We start from the raw sequence: 24,096 nt of genomic DNA, 5'->3' as shown, positions 1-24,096 counted from the left end.
ATGCGATTACTCATTCTTTCCGCAGCGGTTTCCGCCACGCTCGCGCTGTCGGCGTGCTCGATGGCGCCGAAGCTGGTCAAGCCCGAGCTGCCGGTGCCGACCGCCTATACGACCGCGGTCGCGGCCGACCAGCACGCGAACGCCGCCGATCTCGGCTGGCGCTCGATGTTCGGCGACCGTCGCCTGCAGCGCCTGATCGAGCTCGCGCTCGAGAACAACCGCGACCTGCGCCTGGCCGCGCTGAACGTTCAGGCCGCCGAAGCGCAGTACGGCATCCAGCGTTCCGCGCGCCTGCCGTCGATCGGCGCCGGCGCGAGCTTCACGCGCCAGCGCACGGCCGCCGACTCGCAGTCGAACCCGCCGCTGCTCGAGAACACGCAGAACCAGTACGGCGTGAACATCGGTCTCAGCGCGTTCGAGATCGACCTGTTCGGCCGCGTGAAGTCGCTGTCGGATGCCGCGTTCGCGCGCTACCTCGCGACCGATCACGGCCGCCGGGCAGTGCAGATCGCGCTCGTCGGCTCCGTGGCCAACGCGTATTTCGCCGAGCGTCTCGCGCAAGAGCAGCGCGCGCTGTCCGAACGCACGCTGAACGACTGGCGCCAGTCGCTCGACCTCGCGCGGCGCCTGAAGCTCGCCGACCAGGCGAGCGGCGTCGACATCGCGCAGGCCGAAGGCCAGGTCGCGAGCGCCAGCGCCGATCTCGAGGCGCGTTCGCGCGCCGTCGAGCAAGCGGGCAACGCGCTGCGGCTGCTGGTCGGCACCGACCTGCCGAAGAACCTGCCCGATCCGCTGTCGCTGGAGCGCCAGCCGGTGATGACCAAACTGCCGGCCGGCCTGCCGTCGGAACTGCTGTACCGCCGGCCGGACATCCAGCAGGCCGAGCAGAATCTCGTCGCCGCCAACGCCGACATCGGCGCGGCGCGCGCGGCGTTCTTCCCGCGCCTGTCGCTGACGTCGTCGATCGGCTTCCTCAGCCCGGGGCTGGGCAGCCTGTTCGACGGCGGCCAGCGCGTGTGGAGTTTCGCACCGCAGGTCACGCTGCCGATCTTCCAGGGCGGCCGGCTGCGTTCCGAGCTGAATCTCGCGGAAGTGCGCAAGTCCAGCGCGGTCGTGGAGTACGAACGCTCGATCCAGACCGCGTTCCGCGAAGTGGCCGACGGCCTCGCCGGGCGCGAGACCTTCAGCCGCCAGATCGACGCGCAGACCAAGGTCGTCAAGAGCGCCGAGCGCCGCACCGATCTCGTGAACCTGCGCTATCGCGCCGGCATCGAGGACCGGCTGGAACTGCTCGACTCGCAGCGCCAGCTGTATGCCGCGCGCCAGACGTTGCTGGATCTGCGCAACGCCGAACTGGGCAACGCGGTCGCGCTCTACAAGGCGCTCGGTGGCGGGCTGACCGACACCGACGTGCCTCCCGCCAACAGCGTGGCAAACAACTGAGCAATGGGCCGTCGCCCATCCGTTCGCGACGACCGAAAGCACGGTGAAGTCCGGCGGCGCACGTGCCGCGCCGCCGGATCGCCCACGGTCACGCTCACTTCCAGTGAACCCGATGAACCCTCTGATACTCATTGCCGAAGACGATCCGGAGATCGCCGACATACTCGACGCGTACCTCGCCCACGACGGCTTTCGCACCTACCGCGTCGATCACGGCCAGGCGGTGCTCGACGTGGAGCCCGTCCTGAAACCCGACCTGATCCTGCTCGACGTCAGGATGCCGAAGAAGGACGGCTGGGAAGTCCTGGTCGAACTGCGCCGCCGCAACGACACGCCGATCGTCATCATCACGGCGCTCGACCGCGAGATCGATCGCTTGCAGGGGCTGCGTTTCGGCGCGGACGACTACATCACGAAGCCGTTCAACCCGGCCGAGGTGGTCGCGCGCATCCGCGCGATCCTGCGTCGTTTCGAAACGGCCACGTCCGGGCGCTTCATCAAGGTCGGCAACCTTGAAATCGACACGCAAAGCTATCTGACCACCGTCCGCACCGACACCGGAGCAACCGGCGTCTCGCTGACGCTGACCGAATTCCGGCTGCTCGCGCACCTGGCCGGCTCGCCGAACCGCGTGTTCACGCGCAGCGAACTGATCGATGCCTGCCTCGCCGACGTCGATGCGCTGGAGCGCACCGTCGACAGCCACATCAGCCGGCTGCGCAAGAAGCTCGAATGCGCGGGCGCGTCCGGGATGCCGGAGGTGATGCGCGGGGTCGGCTACCGGCTGCGCAGCACCCAGTGAATGCGCGTCATGGATCGCGGCGGCACAAGGCACATGGCGCGGATCGTCGGACTCCTGACGGTCGCAGGCGTGCTGACGATCGCGACCGGATGGTTCGTCGCCTACGGCCTGTTCGTGGCCGTGTCGTCTTCCGCGACCGACAACCCGATCGTGGTGGTGATCCGTGAGACGCCGAGCTATCTGATGCTGGCGGCCGTCTTGCTGGCCGCGCTGGTCGCGACGATCGTCGATCTCGTCAGACTGGCGCGCAGAACGGGCTCATAGCAACAGGCCGACGCGCATTGCACGCTCGAGGCCACGCTGTGATTCCGTTGCTTTCGAAGCGTTATCGGTAAAACGTCTTTTCCAGAGATCTGATCAACCGCATGCGCGCAGCGAGGGTCGAAATGAGCAATCAGGACAATGTCTCTTCGTCGATCGATGGCGATGCGCGCGAACCGGAAAGAAGCGACGATTCACGGACGGGCCGCGTGACGTTGATTCCGACCGACGCAATCGAACCGGAGGAACGCTGGCGCCACATGATGCACTCGCTCAACGCATGCAGCGACGGCGCGCGCCTCAACCGGCAACGCAAGGATGGCGCGGTCGATTCACGCAGAAAAATGACTTCGGGCGATCGATCGAGGTGCAGCGCGACGATCGATTTCCTGGATCAACCGACGGCCAGCACGGTGGTGCTGTCGTGGCGGGATTCGACGGGCGGACATTACGGCTATCAAAACTGGCACAAAGGATTTGCCCGACGGCCAGGGTTATGCGCGATGAGCGGGATGCCCATCAACCCGGGCGACGAGATTTTTCGGCCAAGCGCGCGAAATGGCCGACCGACGAACGGGTCCGCGATGATTCTCGCCATTCACATCGCCTGTATCGACTTTGCGCGGATCACGACATAGACGTGGCGCTACTCCCCCTCCCGGCCTGGCGCTGGCGTTGTCCGGGTCCTGGAAAACGGGCCGCTCAGTGCGCCTTCCACCCGGGCGAAGCGCTCATGGGCCACTCATCACCGAAGCGCTGAAGCGCCGACTACAGAACCCTCACCATGGCTATTTTCGAATTGATGATCGCGCTGCTCCTGGCGATCCTTGTCTTGCACTACGTCGGGCACAAGCTCGGGCTGCCGCCTGCCGTCGCCCTGATCATCGGCGGCGGTTTCATCGCCTTTCTGCCCGGCCTGCCCGAGGTGCATATCGATCCGGAACTGGTGCTGGTGATTTTCCTGCCCCCGTTGCTGATGGACAGCGCGCTGGGCATCTCACTCGACCATCTGCGCCGGCACATGCTGGGTGTCGGCGCGTTGGCGATCGGGGCGGTGCTCTTCACCACGGTCGTGGTGGCCCTCGTCGCCCACTGGCTCGTGCCCGCCCTGCCCTGGGCGGCCTGCGCGGCGCTGGGCGCGCTGGTCGCGCCGCCGGATGCGGTGTCGGCCCGCGCCGCGCTGCAGCAGGTGAAACTGCCGCGCCGCCTCCTGATCCTCCTGGAGGGCGAGAGCCTGTTCAACGACGCAACGGGCCTCGTGCTGTTCCGCTTCGCGGTGGCAGCGGGCGTGACGGGCCTGTTCAGTCCGGCCGAAGCGCTCGGCAGCTTCGCCCTGCTGGCGCTGGGCGGCGTACTGGTCGGCGCGTTCGTGGGCGGCGCCTGGGTCATCCTGATGCGCCATCTCGACGAAGACAGCCTGATCATCGCCGCCGGCCCGCTGTGTGCGTGGGGCGCTTATCTGCTGGCCGAGCGCTTCCACGTGTCGGGGGTGATCGCCACGGTGACGACGGGCCTCATCTGCGCCTGGTTCCAGCACCGCGTGCTCGGCGCGTCGGCGCGCCTGTACGGCACCGGCTTCTGGTCCGTCACGATCTTCATTCTCGAGGCGTTCGTGTTCCTGATCATCGGATCCTCGCTGCATGAGTTGATCCAGCGGGGCGACGGGCTCGACTCGATGCTCGCGGAGATGGGCATCCCGGTGCTGATCGTCGTGCTGGCCGTCATCCTCGCGCGGTTTGCCTGGGTGTATGTGTCGGACGGCGCGCTCATCCTGCTGCGGAAGCTGGGCGTGACGCGCTTTCATCCGCTCGGGCTGGCCGATGCCACGGTGTTGAGCTGGGCCGGCATGCGAGGGGTGATCACCCTGGCGCTCGCCGCCAGCCTGCCGGAGAGTTTTCCGGGGCGCGATTTCATCCTCGTCACCGCCATCGCCGTCATCCTCGCCACCGTGCTGGTGCAGGGGCAATCGCTCGGCGCCGTGATCCGCTGGACCGGGCTCGCGGCGCCGAAAAGCGACCAGCCTCGCCTGAGCATGAGCGAGGCGCAGGCCGTGATTGCCAAGGTGCAGTACGAGTTGATGTCAAAACGGGCCTACAACGCGGCAGGCGAACTCGTTCACCCGATGCTCCTGGACATTCACCGGCACAAGGCCGAGGACATGGCCCGCTACGCGCGGCACGCCGACGAATACAAGCCCCACCTCGTGGCGCGTTCGGACACCGTGCTGGAACTGATCGCGGCGGGACGGGCCGAGCTCATGCGCCTCTACCGCGCCGGCGACATCGACGAGCACACGCTGCACGAACTGACGCGCGACCTCGATCTCGAGGAACTCCGCGCCATTTCCGCGAAGGCGTGACGCGATCGCCATCGATGGAGACGCAACGCCTTCAGGCCCGTTACCGCTCCATCATTTCTCCATCAAACCGCATAAAAGCGTCCATCGACGCCCAGCACACTGCGAAGCCCCTCATCGAGACCGCATGCGCGAGCAACACGAACCCATGGACACGTTTCCGGCCCTGATCGCCTGCGAGCATTGCGACAGCGTCTACCGACGCCGCGCGCTCGCGCCGCACGAAGTCGCGCGGTGCGAGCGCTGTTCGGCCGTGCTGTTTCGTTCGAGCTGGCTCGATATCGACCGGTGGCTCGCGCTGGCGATGGCGGCAGGCGTGGTGTTTGCCATCGCCAACCTGTGCCCGATCATGCGAATCAGCGTGCAGGGGCTGCACAGCGAAGCCACGCTGTGGCAATCCGCGCTCGCGCTGGCCAAAGGCTACGCCGCGCCGATCGCGATTCCGACGGCGCTGGCCATCGTGGTGGTGCCGTTCCTGCAGATCGCCACGCTGATCTGGTTGCTGGCCTTTGCCCGCGCGGGACGTCGCGCACCCGCGTTCGGCCCGCTGATGCGGCTGCTCGTCGCGCTGCGACCGTGGAGCATGATCGAGGTCGGATTGCTCGGCGTCCTGATCGCCATCATCAAGCTGTCCAGCATCATGCAGATCATTCCCGGCGCGGGCTTGTGGGCCACGGCCGTGCTGATGGTGCTGATCCCGCTGATCGCGGGCCACGATGCGCGCCAGCTGTGGGACTGGGTCGTGCCGGTGGAACCCGCCGGAGGCCGCTCGTGAGCCTGCCCGTGCGCGCCAGTCAGCTGGGCATGGTCGGGTGCCATGCGTGCGGCCTCGTCTGCCGGCCCCCTGCCTGCGCCGCGCAGGATGCGCACGCGCAGCATGCCGCCGAAGCGGCACGCTGCCCGCGCTGCGGGTCGGCGCTGCACGCGCGTCGCCCGGACAGCCTCGTGCGCGCGTGGGCGCTGCTGATCGCCAGCCTGATCTTCTATCTGCCGGCCAACCTGTTGCCGGTGATGCGCACCACGCTGCTCGGCAGCCACAGCGAATCGACGATTCTCAGCGGCGTCGTGGTGTTCTGGAAAGCCGGCTCGTACGGCATCGCGGCGGTGATCTTCATCGCGAGCGTCGTCGTGCCGTGCACGAAGTTTCTCGCGCTCGGCACGTTGCTCGTCACGACGGGCCGGCGCAGCGTGTCGGCCATGCGCGAGCGGGCCGTGCTGTATCGCGCGGTCGAGCTGGTCGGCTACTGGTCGATGCTCGACGTGCTGGTCGTCGCGATCATCTGTGCGCTGGTGAAGTTCGGTCCGCTGTCCGAGATCGAGCCGCGCGCCGGCATTTTGTTTTTCGGCATGGTCGTCATTCTCACGATGCTGTCCGCGATGAGTTTTGACCCACGCCTCATTTGGGACGCCGAAGAAGCATGAATCCTCCATCCGGCCCGCAAGGCCTCGAACCCCACGACCCGCCCGTGACGCGCAACCGCCTGCGGCTGTCGCTCGTCTGGCTCGTGCCGCTCGTCGCGGCATTGATCGGCCTGTCGATGGTGATCCACGCGTGGTTGTCCGTCGGACCGGAAATCACGATCACGTTCAACACCGCGCAAGGCCTCGAAGCCGGCAAGACGCCCGTCAAGTACAAGGACGTCGTGATCGGCACCGTCACCGCCATCTCGCTGAGCGACGACAGTTCGCACGTCGTCGCGACGGTCTCGTTCGTGAAGAATGCGCGCAACCTCATTCGCGACGACACGCGCTTCTGGGTCGTGCGCCCGCGCGTCGGCATGAGCGGCGTATCGGGCATCGACACGCTGTTCTCCGGCGCCTATATCGGCATGGACACGGGCGGCTCGACGCAATCGCGCAAGGCCTACACCGGGCTCGAGACGCCGCCCACCGTCATCAACGGCATGCCGGGGACGAGCTTCGCGCTGCGCGCCACCGATCTCGGCTCGCTCGATATCGGCTCGCCGGTCTATTACCGCCACCTGATGGTCGGGCACGTCGCGTCGTACAAGCTCGACATGCAGCGCCGCGACATGAACCTGCAGGTGTTCATCGATGCGCCGTACGATCGGCTGGTGACGACCGATACGCGCTTCTGGAACGCGAGCGGGATGGATCTGTCGCTCGACGCGAACGGCCTGAAGCTGAAGACCCAGTCGGTCGCGACGATCGTGGGCGGCGGCATCGCGTTCGCGACGCCGGAAGACAGCGACGCGGCGGCGGCCCGTGCAAACCACCTGTTTACACTCGCCGACAATGAAACGTCCGCGATGGCGGCCCCGGACGGCCCATCCCAGCTCATTCGACTCCGCTTCGAGCAGCCGTTGCGCGGCCTCGCGGTCGGGGCGCCGGTGGAATTCTCCGGCATCAACATGGGCAAGGTGGTGTCGACCCAGCTCGACTTCGACCGCACCACCCGACGCTTCCAGTCCATCGTCATGGTCAAGGTCTATCCGTATCGGCTCGGCCCCGTCATCGAGAAGCTGCAGAAGACCGAAGGCAACGGCAATCCGCGCGCGGCCCAGTTTCTCGCGGGCCTGGCCGAGCATGGGCTCCGTGCGCAGGCGCGTACCGGCAACCTGCTGACGGAGCAGCTCTACATTTCGTTCGATTTCGTGAAGAACGCGCCAAAGGTGCCGTTTGATGCGAATGCCACGCCGCTGACCTTGCCCACCGTGCCGAGTACGTTCGACAAGCTGCCGGAGCAGCTCGCCGACATCGTCGACAAGATCAACAAGCTGCCGCTGGCGTCGATCGGCAAGCATGTCGATTCGAGCCTGACGAACCTGGACGCGACGCTCAGGCAGGTCAACGGCCAGGTGCTGCCGTCGACGACGCGCGCGCTCGACCAGGCGAACCAGACGTTCGGCGCGTTGCGCCACGGCATCGCCGAGGACAGCCCGCTTCAGGAAAACCTCGCGAACACGCTGACCGAGGTCCAGCGTACCGCGCGCTCGTTGCGCACGCTCACCGACATGCTGGGCCGCCGTCCCGACGCGCTGCTGCGGGGCACCGGCGCCGATCATGCGCCGATCGCGCCGGTCGCCCCTTCCACCTCGCCTGTCCAGCAGGAGCCACGACAACCATGAGCTTCCCGATTCGCGCCAGGACGATCGCCCTGGGCGCCGGCGCCGTCATCGCGCTGACCGCCTGCGCGTCGAACCCGGTGCATTACTACACGCTGGTATCGCCGGCCACGTCCACCTCCACGACGTCGACCACCGCGCGCGCCGCCGCGCCGCTGGCGATCAACGTGTTGCCGGTCGGCATCCCCGCCCAGCTCGACCAGCAGCAGATGGTCGTGCGCAGCGGGACCGGCGCCGCGCGGATACTCGACAACGAACGCTGGGTCGCGCCGCTCGGCGACGAGCTGCGCGCGGCGCTTTCGTCGGCGCTCGTCGAGCAGCTGGGCGCGCGCAACGTCACCGGCCTGCCGCGCCCGTCGAACCAGACCGTCATGAGCATCCGCACGCAGGTGCGGCGCTTCGATGCGTGGCCCGGCAGCATGGCCCAGTTCGAAGCGGATTGGGTCGTCGGCGTGCAGCAGGACACGCCGGGTACACCAGGCACCCCGGGCACGCGCATTTCGTGCAGCACGCGGCTCAACGAAGCGGCACCCGGCGGCTACGCGGACATGGTGCGGGTGCAACAGCGCATGATCGAGCAGTTCGCCACGCGGATCGCGAGCACGGTGCGCAGCTTCGGCAACGGGCGCCCTGCCTGTCCCGCCGATTCGTAAAACCGTCCCGCCCAGGGGAGCCGTCCATGGGAGCGCGCGAAGGTATCCGGTTATGGGAACCGGCTACCTTGAAGCGATGCAAGACGCGTGACGCGTTACGCGCGCCGCCGGTAAGTGCCCGGCGTGCTCCCTGTCCAGTGCCGGAACGCACGATGGAACGCGCTCGGATCGTCGAAGCCGATGTCGGCGCCGATCGCCGCGATCGTGTCGGGCGTATCGGTCAGCCGCTGGATCGCGATGTCGCGCCGCAGTTCGTCCTTGAGCGCCTGGAACGTCGTCCCTTCGGCGGCCAGGTGGCGGCTCAGCGTGCGCACCGAGCAATGCAGGTGCTCGGCCGCCTGGTCGATCACCGGCAGGTCGGGCAACGCTTCCGACAGGTACTGCCGCACGCGATGGCACACGAGCTGTTCGCTGAACGATTCGAAGATCCAGTCGCCCGGTGCGCGCGCGAGGAACTTGCGCAGGTTGCGCTTGCTCTGCCGGATCGGCGCGTCGAGGTAATCCGCGCTGAAACGCATCAGCGTGCGCTCGCAGTCGAACTGCACGGCGCCGGTGAAGAAGTACAGGTGCTCGACCGCATGGCGCGGCCGCGGGCACGCGAACTCGATCTGCAGCAGCGGGATCTTCTGCCCGATCAGCCAGGAGCACACGCCGTGCACGAGCTTGAGCATCAGCTCCTGGCCGAGCGCGCCGATCGGGCCGATGGCGTCGTTCGGGCGCAGCACCGTCTGCGCGACCAGGCCGTCGCGCTTCGATTCGACGAAGAAATCGTCGAGCAGGATATGGAAGAATTGCCCGAAACGATGCAGCGCCGTTTCGAGGTTGCGCGCATCGAGCAGGCTCAGGCACAGGTACTTCAGCGTGCCGCCGCGCAGCGGGCGCGAGAAGATGCCGGGCATCTCGTCGTCGAGTTCGATCGCGAGCGTGCGGTACAGCGTCGAGAACTGTTCCTCCGTCACGCGCGCATGCGGTTCGCCGAGCAGCTCGATCGGGATGCCGGCGCCGCCCAGGTAGCGCTCGACCACGTCGCGCTGCACGGCCGCGCTCGCGAGAAAGCCGTTGACGAGCGAGATCGGCACCGTCGCGCTCGGCGACGGCAGTGCACGCCCGGGTGCGGGCCCGGGCTGGGCGGAAAGTGAATCTGAACCGGTCATCGCGTCCCCGTCGATCGAACCGCTCGCATTGTACTTGAGCGGCCCGCGCGGAGCCTTCCGGGCCGTCGGCGCGCCGCGTGCCGCGCGGCGCGCCGACGCCATCAGTCGGTGCGGCTGAGTTCCCGGCGCAGGATCTTGCCGACGGTCGACTTCGGCAGCCGGTCGACGAAGCGAATCAGCTTCGGCACCTTGTAGCCCGCGAGGCTCTCGCGGCAATGCGCGACGAGTTGTTCCTCCGTCACGTCGGCGTCCTGCGCCAGCACCACGAACAGTTTCACGGCCTCGCCCGTGCGCGCGTCCGGCACGCCGATGCACGCGCATTCGGCCACGCCCGGCACGGCGGTCGCGACCGCTTCCACCTCGTTCGGATACACGTTGAAGCCCGACACGATGATCATGTCCTTCTTGCGGTCGACGATCCGCAGGAACCCGGCTGCGTCGAACACGCCGACGTCGCCGTTGCGGAAATAGCCGTCGGCCGTGAACGCGGCCGCATTCGCTTCCGGTTTCCGCCAGTAGCCGCCCATTACCTGCGGCCCCTTCACGCAGATCTCGCCCGCGCCGCCGATCGCCACCTCGTTGTCCTGGTCGTCGAGCAGCTTCACGTCGGTCGACGGCAGCGGCAGGCCCGTGGTGCCCGTGAACGAGTCGATCGACTGCGGGTTGAACGACACGACCGGCGACGTCTCCGACAGCCCGTAGCCCTCGCGGATGAAGTTGCCCGTCACCGCCTTCCAGCGCGACGAGATCACGTCGATCACGGCCGCGCCGCCGCCGGCCGACAGCTTCAGCCGCGACCAGTCGACTTCCGCCAGGCGCGGATGGCCGGCGAGCCCCGCGTACAGCGTGTTCACGCCGACGAACACCGTCGGCCGCGCGGCCTTCAGCACGTCGATGAAGCCGTCCATGTCGCGCGGGTTCGCGATCAGCCAGTTCTGCGCGCCGATCGCGAAGTAGGACAGGAAGTTCACCGTCAGCGCGAAGATGTGATAGATCGGGATCGCCGTGACGACGACCTCCTCGCCCGGTACTCGCGCGGCCGGCACGATCGCCCCGAACTGCTCGATGTTCGCGACGAGGTTGCGGTGCGACAGCGCGGCGCCCTTCGACAGGCCGGTCGTGCCGCCCGTGTACTGCAGCAGCAGCAGGTCGTCGCCGCCCAGCGCAACCGGTTCGAGCGTGAGCGATTCGCCGGCGGCTATGGCGCGCGCGAGCGGGATCGAACCGGGCGGCAGCGCGTCGCAGGTCCCGGGCGGCGCATCGACGACACCGAGATCGCCGCGCCCGACGCTCAGCACGGTGCGCACGCGCGTGCCGCCGACCACTTCGGCGAACGTGCCCATCGACCCGCCGCACACCAGCGCGACCTCGACGCCCGCGTCGTTGAGCTGATGCTCGAGCTCTCGCGCCGTATAGAGCGGGTTCACGTTGACCTGGATCGCGCCGATCTTCGCGACCGCGACGAACGCGACCGCAAACGCGAGCACGTTGGGCAGCATCACGGCCACGCGATCGCCCTTGCGCACGCCCACGACCTGCTGCAGGTAGGCGGCCAGCGCGGTCGACAGGCGGTCGACGTCGGCATAGGTCAGCGTGCGGCCATACGAGTGGAACGCCGGGCGATCGGCGAATCGGCGCATCGCGTCGTCCAGCAACGCGGTTACGGAAGGAAAGCGATCGGGATCGATCTCGGCGGGGATCGAGCCATACGACCCGGTCCAGTGTCTCTTCGTCATGTCTCACTCCACGGGGGACGGCGCGCCGGCCGCGCCGTTCGCACGACGGCCTGCACGCCGGAGAAGCGCGGACCATCGCCTGATCGGCGACTATCGCCCGCGCGGCGCACTTTGAAAATGATCCGGGCGGCCGAAAAGATGATCGAAACGGACAGGTGGGCCGCATCTGTCCAGGTCACTGCGCCGGGCACCGCCGCCCTGCCCGGCCGGCACGCGCCAGGCCGGCTGCGGCGGCATGGGTGCCACCGAAGCCCCCGCTGCACCGGGTCGCACCGGCGCGCGCATCAGGGTGAACCCTGTGGCGCATGGGACCGATCCCGAGCAGAATTGCGTCCCGTCAACGATATCGATTCGGACGCAGGATGCTCCCATGCCGCGCAGTGCGCTCTTGAACCCGACGACCGCCCGCGCAGCCCGCCTGCCGGACGTCGAGCCGACCCACGCGTTGCGCCAGCAGCGCTTCACGCCGGCCAAGCTGGCCGTGCTGCTCGACGTGGCGACGCAAGCCGGCCTCGACCCGGTCGCGGTGCTCGACGGCACCGGCCTCACGCCGGCCGCCGTCGCGGACCCGTTCACGCTCACGTCGCCGCTGCAGTTCCTCACGGCCGCGCGCAATGCGATCGGCCGCTACGACGGCACCGATCTCGGCGTGCGCGTCGGCCACCGGCTGCACGCGTCGAGCTACGGGATGTACGGCTACGCGATGCTGTGTTCGGAATCGCTCGCGCACGCATTCGAATCCGCCGTCAAATATCACCGGCTCGCGAACGGCATGCTCGCGATCCGCTGGGTCGAACAGGGCGACATCGTGTCGTGGCAGTTTCCCGACCGGCACGAAGTCGCGCTCCCCGACCTCGACGAGCCGCTGTACCGTTTCCTGATCGACATGCAGTTCGCGCTGCACGTGACGATCATCAAGGACGTGATGGGGGCGTGGTGCGTGCCGGCGCGCGCGCAGTTCGCGCAGCCGCAGCCGGCGCACGCGGCGTTGCTGGCCGATGCGCTCGAATGCCCGATCGCCTTCGACCAGCCGCATCACGTGCTCAGCTACCCGGCCGCGTGGCTCACGCGCGCGCCGCAGCTCGCGAATCCGATTACCGCCGCGCAGGTGTCGTCGCATTGCGCGAGCCTGCTCGACGAATTGCGCAGCCAGGCGGGTGTCACGCGGCGCGTGTACCAGGAACTCACGCGCACGCCCGGGCAGTTTCCGGACATCGACGCGATCGCGGCGATCCTGTGCATCACGTCGCGCACGCTGCGCCGCAAGCTCGAAGCCGAAGGCACGTCATACAGCGAACTGCTGGCGAGCGTGCGCAAGGCGCTCGCGATCGACTATCTCAGCACGACCACGCTCAGCACCGAGGACATCGCATCGACGCTCGGCTTCAGCGACGCGGTGGGTTTCCGCCACGCGTTCAAGCGCTGGACCGGCATGACGCCGAGCGACGTGCGGCGCAAGCGCGGCGGATGAACGCCGGCATTGCGTAGTAGACGGTCAGCGCCCGTCGCCGGCCGCGGGCGTGGCCACCGCCAGCGCGAACTCGAACACCGCCCCGCGCCCGGCCCGGTCGACCAGCCGGATATGGCTGCCGTTGAGCGCCAGCATCCGGTGCACGATCAGCAGCCCGAGCCCGCCGCTCGTCACGGCGCCGCCGCTCATCGGCCGCTGCGGCCGCTGGAACAACCCTTCGCGCCGCGCCGCCGGAATCCCTTCGCCGGTATCGGCCACGGTCACGAGCACGCGGTCGCCGCGCGGCTCCAGCGCGACTTCGACCTCGCCGTGCGCGGGCGTGTGTCGCAGCGCGTTGTCGAGCAGGTTGGTCAGCACGCGCTCGATCATCCCGAGATCGGCCGACACGACCGGCACCCGCGGCGGAATCCGCGCATGCAGCGCGACGCCGCGCGCCTGCGCGGTCAACTCGAATTTCTGGAACACGTCCTGCACGAGATCGACGAGCGAGAACGGCTCGCGCTCGGCCTGCACGCCGCCCGATTCGAGCCGCGCGAGCTCGAACAGCGCCTGCGCGAGCCGGCCGACCTTCGCGCTCTGCGCGAGCGCGATCGACAGGTAACGCCGCCGCTCGTTCTCGGCGAGCGTGTCCGACTTCAGCGACAGCGTCTCCAGGTAGCCGTGCAGCGACGTGAGCGGCGTGCGCAGGTCGTGCGAGATGTTCGTGATCAGTTCGCGCCGCTGCTGGTCCTGGTGCGTCAGCGCGCGCCACTGGTCGCCGATCCGGTCGGCCATCTGCGCGAACGCGGATTCGAGCACCACGATGTCATCGCCGCGCCGGCCCGGCCGCGAGCGCGGCACCGGCGGCTGCGTGTCGGGCGTACCGTTCGCGTCGAAGCGGCGCATCGCGTCCGTCAGCCGGCGCAGCGGACGCGTGATGAAGCTGAACGCGGTGAGACCCGCGAGCAGGCCGAGCAGCGCGACCAGCGCCATCGACCACAGCGTCGTGCGCAACACGTTGCCGGCGTCGACGCGCGCGGCCAGCTGGTCGTGCGCCTCGCCGAGCAGCACCACGTAGATGTAGCCGGACGGCGGCTGCCCCGCCAGCTGCAGCGGCGCGGCGCTGAACACCTTGCGCGCATCGGGGCTGCGCGGATCGTCGCCGAGGATCGGCAGCGGCTCGCCCGCGATGAAGCGCTGCACGGGTGCGAGATCGACGCGCTCGCGCTTCACGTGGCCGGGCGGCGCATCGTCGCCCTTGATCCGCCCCGCGTTGTCGAGCAGATACACCTCGACGCTCGGGTTCACGCCCATCAACTGCCCGAACAGCGTGCGCACGGCGTCCGGGCGCAGCCCGTTCGCGTCCATCAGCGGCGCGCTGTGGGTCACGCTGTTGACGATGTTGGCGGCCAGGTCGCGCGACAGCCCCTGCACGACTTCCTGCTCGCGCATGTCGTTCGCGCGGATCTGCAGCCACGCGGACGCGCCCGAGCACGCAAGCAGCAGCACCGAGAACACGAGCGACAGCCGCTGGGTGAGGGTGAGCTTCATCATGCGTCCCGCTGGCCCGGTGCGGCGAGCTTGTAGCCGCGGCCCCACACGGTGAGGATCCGCACGGGTTCGGCCGGATCGGCCTCGATCTTCGCGCGCAGCCGGTTGATGTGGGTGTTGACCGTGTGCTCGTAGCCTTCGTGCTGGTAACCCCACACGGCATTGAGCAGATCCATTCGCGAGAACACCTTGCCCGGGTGCCGCGCGAAGAAATACAGCAGGTCGAATTCGCGCGGCGTGAGGTCGATGCGCGCGCCGTCCACGCTCGCCTCGCGCGCGATCGGGTCGATCGCCAGCCCCGCGACGTCGAGCGTGCCCGCGTCGATCCGCGAATCGCGCGCGAGCGCATCGACGCGACGCAGCAACGCCTTCACGCGCGCGACGAGTTCGAGCACGGAAAACGGCTTGGCCAGATAGTCGTCGGCGCCGAGCTCGAGGCCGAGGATCCGATGCACCTCGCTCGAACGCGCACTGGTGATGATGATCGGCGTGTAGCGCGTCATCGCACGCGCGCGCCGGCAGATTTCGAGGCCGTCTACGCCCGGCAGCATCAGGTCGAGGATCAGCGCATCCCAGCCGCCCTGCTCGAGCAGGCGCAGCCCCTCGGCGCCGTCCGCGCTGTGCACGACCTCGTAGCGCTCGTCGCGCAGGTGCAGGCTCAGTACGTCGGCGATATCGGCGTCGTCCTCGACGATCAGGATGCGTTTCGGTTGGTCCATGGCGGCGGGCGGCGGCACGTCGGTGCCGCGTATCGGTTCGGGCCGGCCCCGGTCCGGCTGGCCGGTTTCTCCGGGGGAAATCGCGGCGATGGGCCGCGCTGCCGCCATTGTGCAAAATTTTTCGGCGCGGCGGGGAGTGATCACATTTCATTTAACTTTGGATTGTGCCGGCGCTGTGAACCAATGCCCGCAAGGTCTCCAAGGCCGGCCCCAAAAATGAATCGCTACTCACTCCAGTCCGAACACGAAAAAGCGGACGTGATACGTCCCAAGCGACGATACAAGCCCGCGCGTCCCGATGATCAGCCGTACTGTCTGCCGTGGCGTCAATCCCGGTCGTTCCGCCGCACGCCATGGTTTGGCCTTGCCGTCCGGCATGTGCCGAAGACCTGTAACCTGTCCAGCTCGCGCGTCGTCAGTATCACCTTTTCAGCTGACTGCATGGTCAGCCCCGTGCTTGCTCAACTAGCTTCCTGAATTTTTGCACGTGTATCGTGAAAACGCTGTCTTCTTGTTCAAGACAGACCAATCCGGATTGGTGAAATGACCTCACTGACTATTCAGGTTCTCGCCACTTTCGTCGCGGCTACGCCACTCCTGAATCAACCGCTTGGCGTGCCGCATTGAGACGAACCAGTGCTCGTTCAGGCATTCATCGCGGAATCGCCCGTTGAAGCTCTCGACATAGGCATTCTCCACCGGCTTCGTAGGCGCGTGCACCAGACCTTGCCAACGAACCCCGGCCTGTTTTTGACCGTGATTGATCCGGGCAAGCCTCGTATCACCGTGAGCCGCTCGAGCACTTGCTGCACTCGTCAGCCCGGTAGCGAAGTATCGACTTCGATGACCAAACACTCGCACGTGTAATCGTCGACCACGTTCAGGCATCGAAACCGCCGACCAAAGGCCGGCCCGCCAGAAACCAATCGTATGGTCCTCCCGCTTCTTCTATCGTAGCGGCGCTTCTGCGCGGCGATGGCCATCATCCAGCCAGTCAGCGCTTCGTCGTCAATTCGGCGGTGTGATTCGTCGTGAACCAGCGAGCGCGACATCCCTCCCGGCCCGCAGGCCCGCACAACACCCACAGCGCGTTCTGTCATCAAGATTCAGACCGCTCACTCCGGAACGGACTCTCCACCGTCACCGCACTAAACGCGGGGAGCAGGTCAACGGCCTTGTAGACGATGACTTCATACCACAGAGGGTTAACCTTTATCGACACGGAATTGATATGACAATATTTTCCAATCTCTTTCCGATTTCTTTCTACTTTATGGTCATTTGACCAAGTCATTTGTCAAACTTTGTCCCGGATAGCCAGGCGGTGAGCAATTCGCAAAGTACTGCACTTCGACACGGTCGCTTATAGACGTCATCGCCGAACGACAACTTCCCCTCGTGCGCGAAAGGTAATCACCATGGCCGGCCAGCGCACGATAGCTGTATGCATTAGCAAACTGTCGGCACGCCATCAGGGTTCCCGGCAATGCGGACTCCTACGTCATGACGATGACCTGGAGTCAGCAGATTCAAGAAAATAAAGCAAAACACACCCTTAATAATTTCGCATAGCTAATAAATAGACTGAACTTTCAGATCGTTCATCTGCATTCGTCTATGCGCACCCTTTTGGCGGGCGCACGTTACCAGGTCAAGGTCAAGGAGATAGCCGTGGTCAAGACTCATGCTTTCAAGAAATCCGCTTCGCACGTCCGATCGACAGCGAAATTGCCACTCATTGCTTCCGCGGTCTCGATGACTTTGACCGGTGCGCTGGCGGAAGGTACGGATTCGGCTCATACGCCGTCGGGCACCGAAGTCGCCGGCACCGCGAGCGGCATTCCCGCATGGACGCTCGCAGGTAATCTCCGTGCATTGAGCGAGCGTTGACAGGAGCCGACAACCAGATGGCTATCACGTCCTCATTTAAGCGCCGGCCCAGCATGGCTTTCGTACGCACGGCGATCTTGGCGCTGGTCGCCCTCGGGTCCAGCTGCGCGCACGCGTTCATTTTCACGGTCGGGAATGTTGAAGGCAGTTTCGATTCGACGATATCGGCGGGCATCGGCATTCGAACTGCCTCGCCAAGTTCCAATCTCGTATCGCCGACCTACAACCAGGCCACCGGCGCAAGGACCGGTGGCGGTCAGCTCGGCCAGTTGAGTGGCCTCTCCGATCAAGGCAACATCAACTACGGCAAGGGAGATCCGTTCACGAGCTATCTCAAGGGCAACCACGAGCTGCTCCTGAAGATGCCCTCCCAAGGGCTGACGTTCATGGCGCGAGGCACCTGGCAATACGATTACTCCGGCACCCGCACGACAGGCGCAACCAGCGGACAGAACCTTTTCTATACCCCCCCACCCAGCCTCAGCGGCGGGTTCCCGCCCGACGCCGAGAGCAAAATCCGGTTCAAACCTCGGTTGCTTGACTTGTGGGTGAGCAAACAGTTCAACGTAGGCGACCAGATTGCACGCATCCGTGTGGGTAATCAGGTCGTCAGCTGGGGCGAGAGCATCTGGGAAGTCGGGGGGATCAATGCGACAAATGCCATCGACATGAATCGCGCTGCCCAACCAGGCGCGCAAGTCAAGGAAACGGTCCTGCCTGCACCGATACTGAGTGTCGCGTCTGGTGTGGGTCACGGCGTGAACGTCGAGGGTTACATCCAGAGTAACTGGAATCAGAATTATCTGCCCCCGGTTGGCAGCTATTGGTCCAATCAGATCACAGGGCCCGGCAACAACACGTATGGCATTGCGACCGTCCATCCGAAAAACGGCGGGCAGTATGGCTTTTCCATTCGCTACCAACCCGCTGGAACGGACCTGAATCTCGGCTTCTACACGATCGCGTACCACGACAAGTTCCAGCAAGTCTCGCTGAGCTCGACGGGTGGGACGGTCTTCAGATTTCCGGAAGACCGTCACATGATCGGTCTCAGCGCCAACTTCCCCGTTGGCGACTGGGCGATCGGCACCGAGCTCTCGTACCGTCCGCGAGATGCCGTTCCCCTGAATCCGGCCAGTGGATGCGTCGCACAAGGTGGAAACTGCTGGGTCGACGAGAAGCGATTCCAGTGGCATCTGACGTCACTCTACTCGTTCCAGCCAAGCAATTCCGGCGCGTTCCTCAAGCTGCTCGGTGCCCAAACCGCTACGCTGACGACCGAGACGGTGATCATTGGTTATCCCGGGCTTCACAAAAGCTATGGTGGATCACCTATCGCGTCGGGCGGGCTCGCGTGGGGAAATGAATTCAATGACTTGTCCTCGAGCGGCGCACCCAACTCACCGGGTAGTGCACAAGGAACGAAATACTCCGGCGGGATTGACGTCGACTTCAACTGGGTTTACGACGGCACACTCATTTCTGGATGGCGGGTCAATCCGGGGATATTCATCCGATATGGCCTGTTCGGTAACACGCCGTCCATCAACTCCCAGTTCATGCGAGGTGTTACCTCCATGAACCTGTACGTGAACCTCATACAGAACCCGGCGAACTGGCAGGTCGGATTGAACTACAGCCGCTTCATGGGTCCCACCAACCCGCTGGTCAATCCGCTACGTGATCGAGACTTCGTGGCAATCGTCGCATCTCGAAATTTCTGAGGTCAATACGAATCGCAACGTAAGCGATCGAGCAACGACACTCTTGTGTAGAAATCGCGACACTCTGATGCTACGTGTCTACGTGAACAGCTGGCATCAGACTGTATGAGCGAGAGGCAAGACCTACGTTGCCGAATAGCGCACCTCGATCAGGCGTGGATCGATTCCGCTGCGTCGGACCTATTCGGCAACTGCGACGGCGGCAGAGCCGCGCATGCCCATGTTCCCCTGCAGCCTATTCGAAACTGGGGGCTTCGCTAGTCTCCACGCCGGTCAGCTTGCGCGCGATCATCCGCCGCCACCGACGTCAGTCGCGCGAGCCGCACGGCGAACCAGGCCCGCAAGTCGTCCATGCAGGTATAGGCGACCGGCACGAACACGAGACTGAGCAGCGTCGACGTAATCAGGCCGCCGATCACCGCGACGGCCATCGGCGCGCGAAAGCCCGCATCGGCACCCGTGCTGATCACCGACGGCACCATGCCGGCCACCATCGCGATCGTCGTCATGATGATCGGCCGCGCGCGCTCAGCGCCGGATTGCAGCAGCGCCTGGTGGCGCGGCATGCCTTCGCGCCGCTTCTCGATCGCGAAGTCGACCATCAGGATCGAGTTCTTCGTGACGATGCCCATCAGCATCAGCATGCCGATCACTACCGGCAGGTCGATCGCGGCGCCATACAGCAGCAGCGCGCCGAGCGCACCGCCGACCGACAGCGGCAGCGCCGTCAGGATCGTCAGCGGCTGCAGGAAGTCGCGGAACAGCAGCGTTAGCACTGCGAGCACCATCAGGATACCGAACGTCATCGCCGCACCGAACCGGGAGAACATCTCGCTCATGTACTCGGCGTCGCCGTACTCAGCGCGGCGCACGCCGTCGGGCAGCGCGCGCATCGACGGCAGCGTGTCGACCGCATCGAGCACCGTCCCTAGCGTCATGCCGTTCGTCAGGTCGGCATCCACCGACACGCGCCGCAAGCGGTCGAAACGCTCGATCCGCGATGGCCCGCTGCCGAAATCGACGTCCGCGACCGCCTGCAGCGGTACGCTCGTTCCGCCGTCGGTCGCCACGCGCAGTTGCCGCAGTGTATTCAGGTCGCCGCGCTCGGCCTCCGGCAACGCGACGCGCACCGGCACCTGCCGGTCGCGCAGGTTGAAGCGTGCCGAATTCGCATTGATGTCGCCGACGGTCGCGATGCGCGCGACGGTGCCGATCGCGTGGGTCGTCACGCCCGCGCGCGCCGCCTCGTCGAAACGCGGCCGCACCTGGATCTCGGGGCGCGCCAGCGGTTCGTTGACCTGCACGTTCGCGATGCCCGGCACATTGCGCATGTCGCGCTGCAGCGCCGACGCGGCTGCCGACAGTCGCGCCGGATCGGCACCGACGAGGATAATCGACACGTCACGCGCGGCGCCGTCCGCGCGGAACGCGTAGCGGATGTCCGCGAGCTTGTCGAGCGCCGGGCGCAGCGACTGCTCGAACGCCTTCTGGCCGAGTTCGCGCTGCCCCGCCGGCAGGAGTCTCAGCATCACCGTGCCGGTGGACACGTCGGTAGTGCCCGACGCATCTTCGCCGCCCGCCGTCGTGAACGCGGCGAGCACTTCGGGGCGGCGACGCGCCTCCGCGGCGATCTGCTGCAGCACCGCGTCGGTTTTCGCGAGCGGCGTGCCCGGCGGCAGCGTCACCTCGATCCGTGACTGACTGACGTCGTTGGTCGGCAGAAAGCCGGACGGCAGCAGCGGCACGATCGCGAGCGACACGGCGAAGAACGCCGCGCCCGCGAACACGCATGTGCGCCGGTGCCGAAGCGCCCAGTCCAGCAGCGCCAGGTAGCGGCCGAGCACGCGCCCGGGCGGCGCACCGGCAGCCGATGCGTGCCCCAGCGCGCCGGCGGGCTTCGGCTGCATCAGGTAGGCGGCCAGCAAAGGAGTGACGAGCCGCGCGACCAACAGCGACGCAAGCACGGCGACCGACACCGTAACGCCGAACGGCGTGAAATACCGGCCGACGATACCGCCGATGAAGCTCACCGGCAGGAATACCGCGACGATCGTCGCGGTGATCGCGACCACCGCGAAGCCGATCGCGTCGGCCGCGTCGATTGCGGCCTGAAACGGCCGCTTGCCGAGATCCAGATGGCGCTCGATGTTCTCGATCTCGACGATCGCATCGTCGACCAGGATGCCGATCACGAGCGTCAGCGCCAGCAGCGTGATGCTGTTCAGCCTGTAGCCGAACCCTAGCATCACCGCGAAAGTCGGCAGCATCGACAGCGGCAGCGCGACGGCCGCGACCAGCGTCGCGCGCCAGCTGCGCAGGAAGAAGAACACCACCAGCACCGTGAGCACCGCGCCTTCGATCAGCGTCGCCATCGTCGCGTCGTAGCTTGCGAGCGTGTAGTCGACCATCGACGCCACCTCGCGAATCTCGATGTCTGGGTGCTGGCGCCGCAGGCGTTCGAGCGCCGCCTGTACGCCGGACGCGACTATCGTATCGCTCGAGCCCTTCGCGCGATACACGGCGAAGCCGACCACTTCCGCGCCGTCGAGCCGCGCGAGCGAGCGCGCGTCGCTCGCGCCATCGCGGATCGTCGCGAGGTCGGACAGCCTGGCCCAGCGCCCGTCGGACAGCGCGATCGGCATTGCAGCGAGCGCGTCGACCGACGTCGCGCCGCCGAGCGTGCGCACCGACTGCTCGCTGCCGGCCAGTACCGCGCGGCCGCCCGGCACGTCGACACTGGTACGCACCAGTTGCGCATTGACCTGGTCGGTCGTCACGCCGAGCGCCTCGAGCCGCTCCGGGCGCAGCTGCACGCGGATCTCGCGGTCGACGCCGCCGAGCCGCTGCACGCGCTGCACGCCCGGTACGGCCAGCAATTCGCGGCTGAGCGTATCGTCGACGAACCACGACTGCTCGACGACGCTGCGTCCTTTCGCGCGCAGCGCATAGTTGAGGATCGCGCCGCCTTCGACTTCGAACCGCGTGACGATCGGCTCCTCGATCGACTGCGGCAGGTTCGCGCGGTTCTGCGCCACGACCTCGCGCACGTCGTTGAACGCGCGCGCCGTATCGACGCCGAGCTGAAACTCGACGGCCGTGACCGACAGACCGTCGCCGACCGTCGACGTGATGTGCCGCACACCCGCGAGCCCCGACACCGCACGCTCGACCGGCAGCGTGACCGCATGTTCGAGATCGGCGGGCGCGGTGCCCGCCTGCGCGATCGCCACCGCGACGATCGGAAAATCCACGCGCGGATTAGCGTTGATCGGCAGCTTGAGGAACGCCATCCAGCCCGCCACCGCGAGCACGACGAACAGCACGATGGTCGGAATCGGGCGGCGGATCGCCCACGACGACAGCCGGAGACTCATTTCGCCCCCGCCACGCCGTTGCCGGCTGCCTGCACGATGTCGCCGTCGCGCACCAGCGCCGACGCCACTGCAACGACGTGATCGCCCGCCTTGAGGCCACTACGCACCTCGATCCATGCACCGTCGCGCCGTCCCGCAACGATCGCGCGGCGGGTCACGCGGCCCGCCGCGTCGACCTGCGACACGAATGCCGCATCCTGCGCGCCGAACGTGACTGCGCGTTGCGGCACTGCCACCGGCACCTCGATACGATCGGCCGCAAGCTCCGCGCGCGCAAAGCCGCCGGCCCGCAAACGCGACGCATCGCCCAGTGCGACGCGCACCTTGCCCATCCGGGTTTGCGGGTCGATACGCGGTGCGATGAAACGCACGGTGCCGTCGACGGTGCCTGGCGTGTCCGGCAACACGATCGTCGCGCGCTGCCCGGCGCGGATCGCGCCCAACTCGCGTTCGGCCACGTCACCATCGAATTCAAGTTCGCCGCGGGCGATCAGCCGGAACAGCGGCTCGCCGCCGGCCAGCGCCCCGGCGCGCACGGCGCGGCTTGCGATCACGCCATCGGTCGGCGCGCTGACGATGGCCTTGTCGCGTTCCGCGCGCGCCTCGGCGAGCCGCGCGAGCGCCTGTTCCTCGTCCGCGCGCGCACCGCGCAGGTTTGCCGCTGCCGCCGCGACCTGCGCGCGCTGCTGGTCGACCTGCTGGTCGCTCACCGCGCCGGACCGGCCCAGCGGCTCGATGCGGCGCCACACGGCCTGCGCGTCGGCATCGAGCGCCTGCTGCTGCGCGACTGCGGCACGTGCGCGATCGACGGCCGAGCGTGCGTCGCGCACCCGCGCGTCGAGCGTCGTGGCGTCGAGCCTCGCGAGGATCTGGCCGGCTTTCACGCGATCGCCTTCCTCGACGAGCACGGCCGTCACGCGCTGATCCTGCAGCGGCGTACCGATCGCGATGTCGTCACGCGCAACGACTGTGCCCGTCAGCCGGATCGTGCGCGCGAACACGGCCGGCCCGGCGGTCGCGACCGTAACGCGCTGCATGGCCGGCGCGGGTCGCGGCGCGACCTCGCCATGCGCTAGCGACGGCATCAGGCTCACTGCGCCGCCCACCAGCGCCATCAGCAGCATGTACGTGACGAGGCCGCAGCGCACGCGCGCAACGGCTTTCCAGCACAACAAGGCACCCGTCGCGGGTTGTTTCCGAATCATGGGAGTCTTCAGAGGAAGGGAGTCACGCGGCGAACGGCCGCGCGCGTCATTGCGGCTGCAGCATTCTCCGGATGATCAGCAGGTACATCGGTGCATGCGTCTTTGTCTTGAAGCCGGGCTCGAACACGACCCGACCGACCGCGCCTTCCGCGAGCGCGATCAGCCACGTAGCGACCAGATCCGGCTTCAGCGTCGGGTCGATCTGCCCCTGCGCGATGCCGCGCTTGACCAACGCGGCGAGCAAGCCCTTCTCATGCGCCTCGTTTTCGGCGAACAGCGCGGCAATCTCCGGATTGCGCGATGCCTCGGCCGCGACCTCGATGCTGATGCGCGCATAGATTGGCTCGCTGGCTGCCTTCATCTTTTCGAGCGCCAGTGCTTCGATCGCGGCAACAACGTCGTCAGCGTCCGCCCATCGCGCAAACAGCTCGGCCGACTCCTGCCGGTCTTCCTGCGCGATCGCCTCGATGATCGCCGCCTTGGTCGGGAAATAATGAAACAGGTTGCCGGGGCTCATGCCTGCGGCGGCGCAGATCGCCGCCGTCGATGTGCCATGGAAACCGTTGCGCGCAAAACATTCGATCGCCGCGTCCAGAATCTGACGCCGCTTCGCTTCCACTTTTTCCGGATCGACCTTTCTCACCATGCACTCCGCACTGGACGTTGCTTCGAATATTTAATAGACTGACTAC

General features: G+C 66.7%; 20 protein-coding genes. 12 read left to right on the top strand and 8 right to left on the bottom strand.

What is annotated here, in order from left to right; translation table 11 throughout:
* From CFB41_RS36225 to CFB41_RS36185, 9 genes are all read left to right on the top strand, one after another.
* Positions 1-1,443 (top strand): efflux transporter outer membrane subunit, encoded by a 1,443-nt coding sequence (locus CFB41_RS36225; protein ID WP_089460147.1) that lies wholly within the window; start codon positions 1-3, stop codon positions 1,441-1,443.
* A gap of 112 nt (positions 1,444-1,555) precedes the next feature.
* The gene (locus CFB41_RS36220) at positions 1,556-2,245 is read left to right on the top strand and encodes a response regulator (RefSeq protein ID WP_089460017.1); all 690 of its coding nucleotides are present in this window, start codon (positions 1,556-1,558) and stop codon (positions 2,243-2,245) included.
* On the top strand, positions 2,246-2,509 hold the full coding sequence (locus CFB41_RS36215; RefSeq protein ID WP_144030001.1) for a hypothetical protein: 264 nt from the start codon (positions 2,246-2,248) through the stop codon (positions 2,507-2,509).
* A gap of 122 nt (positions 2,510-2,631) precedes the next feature.
* Positions 2,632-3,144 (top strand): DUF3331 domain-containing protein, encoded by a 513-nt coding sequence (locus tag CFB41_RS36210; protein WP_179250323.1) that lies wholly within the window; start codon positions 2,632-2,634, stop codon positions 3,142-3,144.
* Between the two features lie 146 nt (positions 3,145-3,290).
* Positions 3,291-4,865, top strand: coding sequence for a Na+/H+ antiporter (locus CFB41_RS36205; protein ID WP_089460014.1), 1,575 nt, complete (start codon positions 3,291-3,293; stop codon positions 4,863-4,865).
* Positions 4,866-4,989: 124 nt separating this feature from the next.
* Complete coding sequence (locus tag CFB41_RS36200; protein WP_089460013.1) at positions 4,990-5,637, top strand: paraquat-inducible protein A; 648 nt, start codon at positions 4,990-4,992, stop codon at positions 5,635-5,637.
* Entirely contained in the window at positions 5,634-6,284 is a 651-nt protein-coding gene (locus CFB41_RS36195) for a paraquat-inducible protein A (RefSeq protein WP_089460012.1), read from the top strand. Before CFB41_RS36200 ends, CFB41_RS36195 begins: the two co-directional genes overlap by 4 nt.
* Positions 6,281-7,951: an intermembrane transport protein PqiB gene (locus CFB41_RS36190; RefSeq protein WP_089460011.1), complete on the top strand. Its 1,671-nt coding sequence runs from the start codon at positions 6,281-6,283 to the stop codon at positions 7,949-7,951. The genes CFB41_RS36195 and CFB41_RS36190 overlap by 4 nt, the downstream gene beginning before the upstream one ends.
* A complete protein-coding gene (locus CFB41_RS36185; protein ID WP_089460010.1) occupies positions 7,948-8,601 on the top strand; it encodes a membrane integrity-associated transporter subunit PqiC in 654 nt (217 codons plus the stop codon). The genes CFB41_RS36190 and CFB41_RS36185 overlap by 4 nt, the downstream gene beginning before the upstream one ends.
* Positions 8,602-8,696: 95 nt before the next feature.
* Here CFB41_RS36185 and CFB41_RS36180 read toward each other — a convergent pair whose 3' ends face one another.
* Together CFB41_RS36180 and CFB41_RS36175 are read right to left on the bottom strand one after the other, a co-directional pair.
* Positions 8,697-9,857, bottom strand: a complete 1,161-nt coding sequence (locus CFB41_RS36180) for an AraC family transcriptional regulator (protein WP_089460009.1) — start codon at positions 9,855-9,857, stop codon at positions 8,697-8,699.
* Complete coding sequence (locus CFB41_RS36175; RefSeq protein WP_089460008.1) at positions 9,857-11,491, bottom strand: AMP-binding protein; 1,635 nt, start codon at positions 11,489-11,491, stop codon at positions 9,857-9,859. Before CFB41_RS36175 ends, CFB41_RS36180 begins: the two co-directional genes overlap by 1 nt.
* 370 nt (positions 11,492-11,861) lie before the next feature.
* Between CFB41_RS36175 and CFB41_RS36170 the strand changes: the two genes are divergently transcribed.
* On the top strand, positions 11,862-12,962 hold the full coding sequence (locus CFB41_RS36170; RefSeq protein WP_089460007.1) for an AraC family transcriptional regulator: 1,101 nt from the start codon (positions 11,862-11,864) through the stop codon (positions 12,960-12,962).
* 24 nt (positions 12,963-12,986) lie between these two features.
* On the opposite strand, the gene CFB41_RS36165 is transcribed toward CFB41_RS36170, so the two are convergent.
* From CFB41_RS36165 to CFB41_RS36155, 3 genes are all read right to left on the bottom strand, one after another.
* On the bottom strand, positions 12,987-14,492 hold the full coding sequence (locus CFB41_RS36165; RefSeq protein ID WP_089460146.1) for a HAMP domain-containing sensor histidine kinase: 1,506 nt from the start codon (positions 14,490-14,492) through the stop codon (positions 12,987-12,989).
* Positions 14,492-15,211 (bottom strand): response regulator transcription factor, encoded by a 720-nt coding sequence (locus tag CFB41_RS36160; protein ID WP_039353478.1) that lies wholly within the window; start codon positions 15,209-15,211, stop codon positions 14,492-14,494. The genes CFB41_RS36165 and CFB41_RS36160 overlap by 1 nt, the downstream gene beginning before the upstream one ends.
* A 549-nt stretch (positions 15,212-15,760) precedes the next feature.
* Complete coding sequence (locus CFB41_RS36155) at positions 15,761-16,072, bottom strand: integrase core domain-containing protein (RefSeq protein WP_179250320.1); 312 nt, start codon at positions 16,070-16,072, stop codon at positions 15,761-15,763.
* A 756-nt stretch (positions 16,073-16,828) separates the two neighbouring features.
* Between CFB41_RS36155 and CFB41_RS37985 the strand changes: the two genes are divergently transcribed.
* Positions 16,829-17,101 (top strand): hypothetical protein, encoded by a 273-nt coding sequence (locus CFB41_RS37985; RefSeq protein ID WP_144023160.1) that lies wholly within the window; start codon positions 16,829-16,831, stop codon positions 17,099-17,101.
* Between the two features lie 17 nt (positions 17,102-17,118).
* Positions 17,119-18,825, top strand: a complete 1,707-nt coding sequence (locus CFB41_RS36150; RefSeq protein WP_089460005.1) for a DUF1302 domain-containing protein — start codon at positions 17,119-17,121, stop codon at positions 18,823-18,825.
* A 257-nt stretch (positions 18,826-19,082) separates the two neighbouring features.
* Here CFB41_RS36150 and CFB41_RS36145 read toward each other — a convergent pair whose 3' ends face one another.
* Genes CFB41_RS36145 through CFB41_RS36135 form a run of 3 tightly spaced genes read right to left on the bottom strand, consistent with a single transcriptional unit; the run spans position 19,083 to position 24,050 of the window.
* Positions 19,083-22,199 (bottom strand): efflux RND transporter permease subunit, encoded by a 3,117-nt coding sequence (locus CFB41_RS36145; RefSeq protein WP_089460004.1) that lies wholly within the window; start codon positions 22,197-22,199, stop codon positions 19,083-19,085.
* Positions 22,196-23,404, bottom strand: a complete 1,209-nt coding sequence (locus CFB41_RS36140) for an efflux RND transporter periplasmic adaptor subunit (protein ID WP_089460003.1) — start codon at positions 23,402-23,404, stop codon at positions 22,196-22,198. Before CFB41_RS36140 ends, CFB41_RS36145 begins: the two co-directional genes overlap by 4 nt.
* A gap of 46 nt (positions 23,405-23,450) precedes the next feature.
* Positions 23,451-24,050: a TetR/AcrR family transcriptional regulator gene (locus tag CFB41_RS36135; protein WP_256941397.1), complete on the bottom strand. Its 600-nt coding sequence runs from the start codon at positions 24,048-24,050 to the stop codon at positions 23,451-23,453.
* Positions 24,051-24,096 lie beyond the last annotated feature (46 nt).

Source organism: Burkholderia sp. AU33803, from assembly GCF_002223095.1.
GTDB lineage: Bacteria > Pseudomonadota > Gammaproteobacteria > Burkholderiales > Burkholderiaceae > Burkholderia.
This window is presented reverse-complemented; position numbering and strand designations above follow the sequence as displayed.

Bases quoted from the DNA above. Each gene is read 5' to 3' on its own strand.
- CFB41_RS36210 (WP_179250323.1), top strand. From the start codon at position 2,632: ATGAGCAATCAGGACAATGTCTCTTCGTCGATCGATGGCGATGCGCGC.
- CFB41_RS36215 (WP_144030001.1), top strand. From the start codon at position 2,246: ATGCGCGTCATGGATCGCGGCGGCACAAGGCACATGGCGCGGATCGTC.
- CFB41_RS36220 (WP_089460017.1), top strand. From the start codon at position 1,556: ATGAACCCTCTGATACTCATTGCCGAAGACGATCCGGAGATCGCCGAC.
- CFB41_RS36140 (WP_089460003.1), bottom strand. From the start codon at position 23,404: ATGATTCGGAAACAACCCGCGACGGGTGCCTTGTTGTGCTGGAAAGCC.
- CFB41_RS36175 (WP_089460008.1), bottom strand. From the start codon at position 11,491: ATGACGAAGAGACACTGGACCGGGTCGTATGGCTCGATCCCCGCCGAG.
- CFB41_RS36150 (WP_089460005.1), top strand. From the start codon at position 17,119: ATGGCTATCACGTCCTCATTTAAGCGCCGGCCCAGCATGGCTTTCGTA.
- CFB41_RS36160 (WP_039353478.1), bottom strand. From the start codon at position 15,211: ATGGACCAACCGAAACGCATCCTGATCGTCGAGGACGACGCCGATATC.
- CFB41_RS36145 (WP_089460004.1), bottom strand. From the start codon at position 22,199: ATGAGTCTCCGGCTGTCGTCGTGGGCGATCCGCCGCCCGATTCCGACC.
- CFB41_RS36185 (WP_089460010.1), top strand. From the start codon at position 7,948: ATGAGCTTCCCGATTCGCGCCAGGACGATCGCCCTGGGCGCCGGCGCC.
- CFB41_RS36165 (WP_089460146.1), bottom strand. From the start codon at position 14,492: ATGAAGCTCACCCTCACCCAGCGGCTGTCGCTCGTGTTCTCGGTGCTG.
- CFB41_RS36205 (WP_089460014.1), top strand. From the start codon at position 3,291: ATGGCTATTTTCGAATTGATGATCGCGCTGCTCCTGGCGATCCTTGTC.
- CFB41_RS36200 (WP_089460013.1), top strand. From the start codon at position 4,990: ATGCGCGAGCAACACGAACCCATGGACACGTTTCCGGCCCTGATCGCC.
- CFB41_RS36135 (WP_256941397.1), bottom strand. From the start codon at position 24,050: ATGGTGAGAAAGGTCGATCCGGAAAAAGTGGAAGCGAAGCGGCGTCAG.
- CFB41_RS36225 (WP_089460147.1), top strand. From the start codon at position 1: ATGCGATTACTCATTCTTTCCGCAGCGGTTTCCGCCACGCTCGCGCTG.
- CFB41_RS36170 (WP_089460007.1), top strand. From the start codon at position 11,862: ATGCCGCGCAGTGCGCTCTTGAACCCGACGACCGCCCGCGCAGCCCGC.
- CFB41_RS37985 (WP_144023160.1), top strand. From the start codon at position 16,829: ATGCGCACCCTTTTGGCGGGCGCACGTTACCAGGTCAAGGTCAAGGAG.
- CFB41_RS36190 (WP_089460011.1), top strand. From the start codon at position 6,281: ATGAATCCTCCATCCGGCCCGCAAGGCCTCGAACCCCACGACCCGCCC.
- CFB41_RS36180 (WP_089460009.1), bottom strand. From the start codon at position 9,857: ATGGCGTCGGCGCGCCGCGCGGCACGCGGCGCGCCGACGGCCCGGAAG.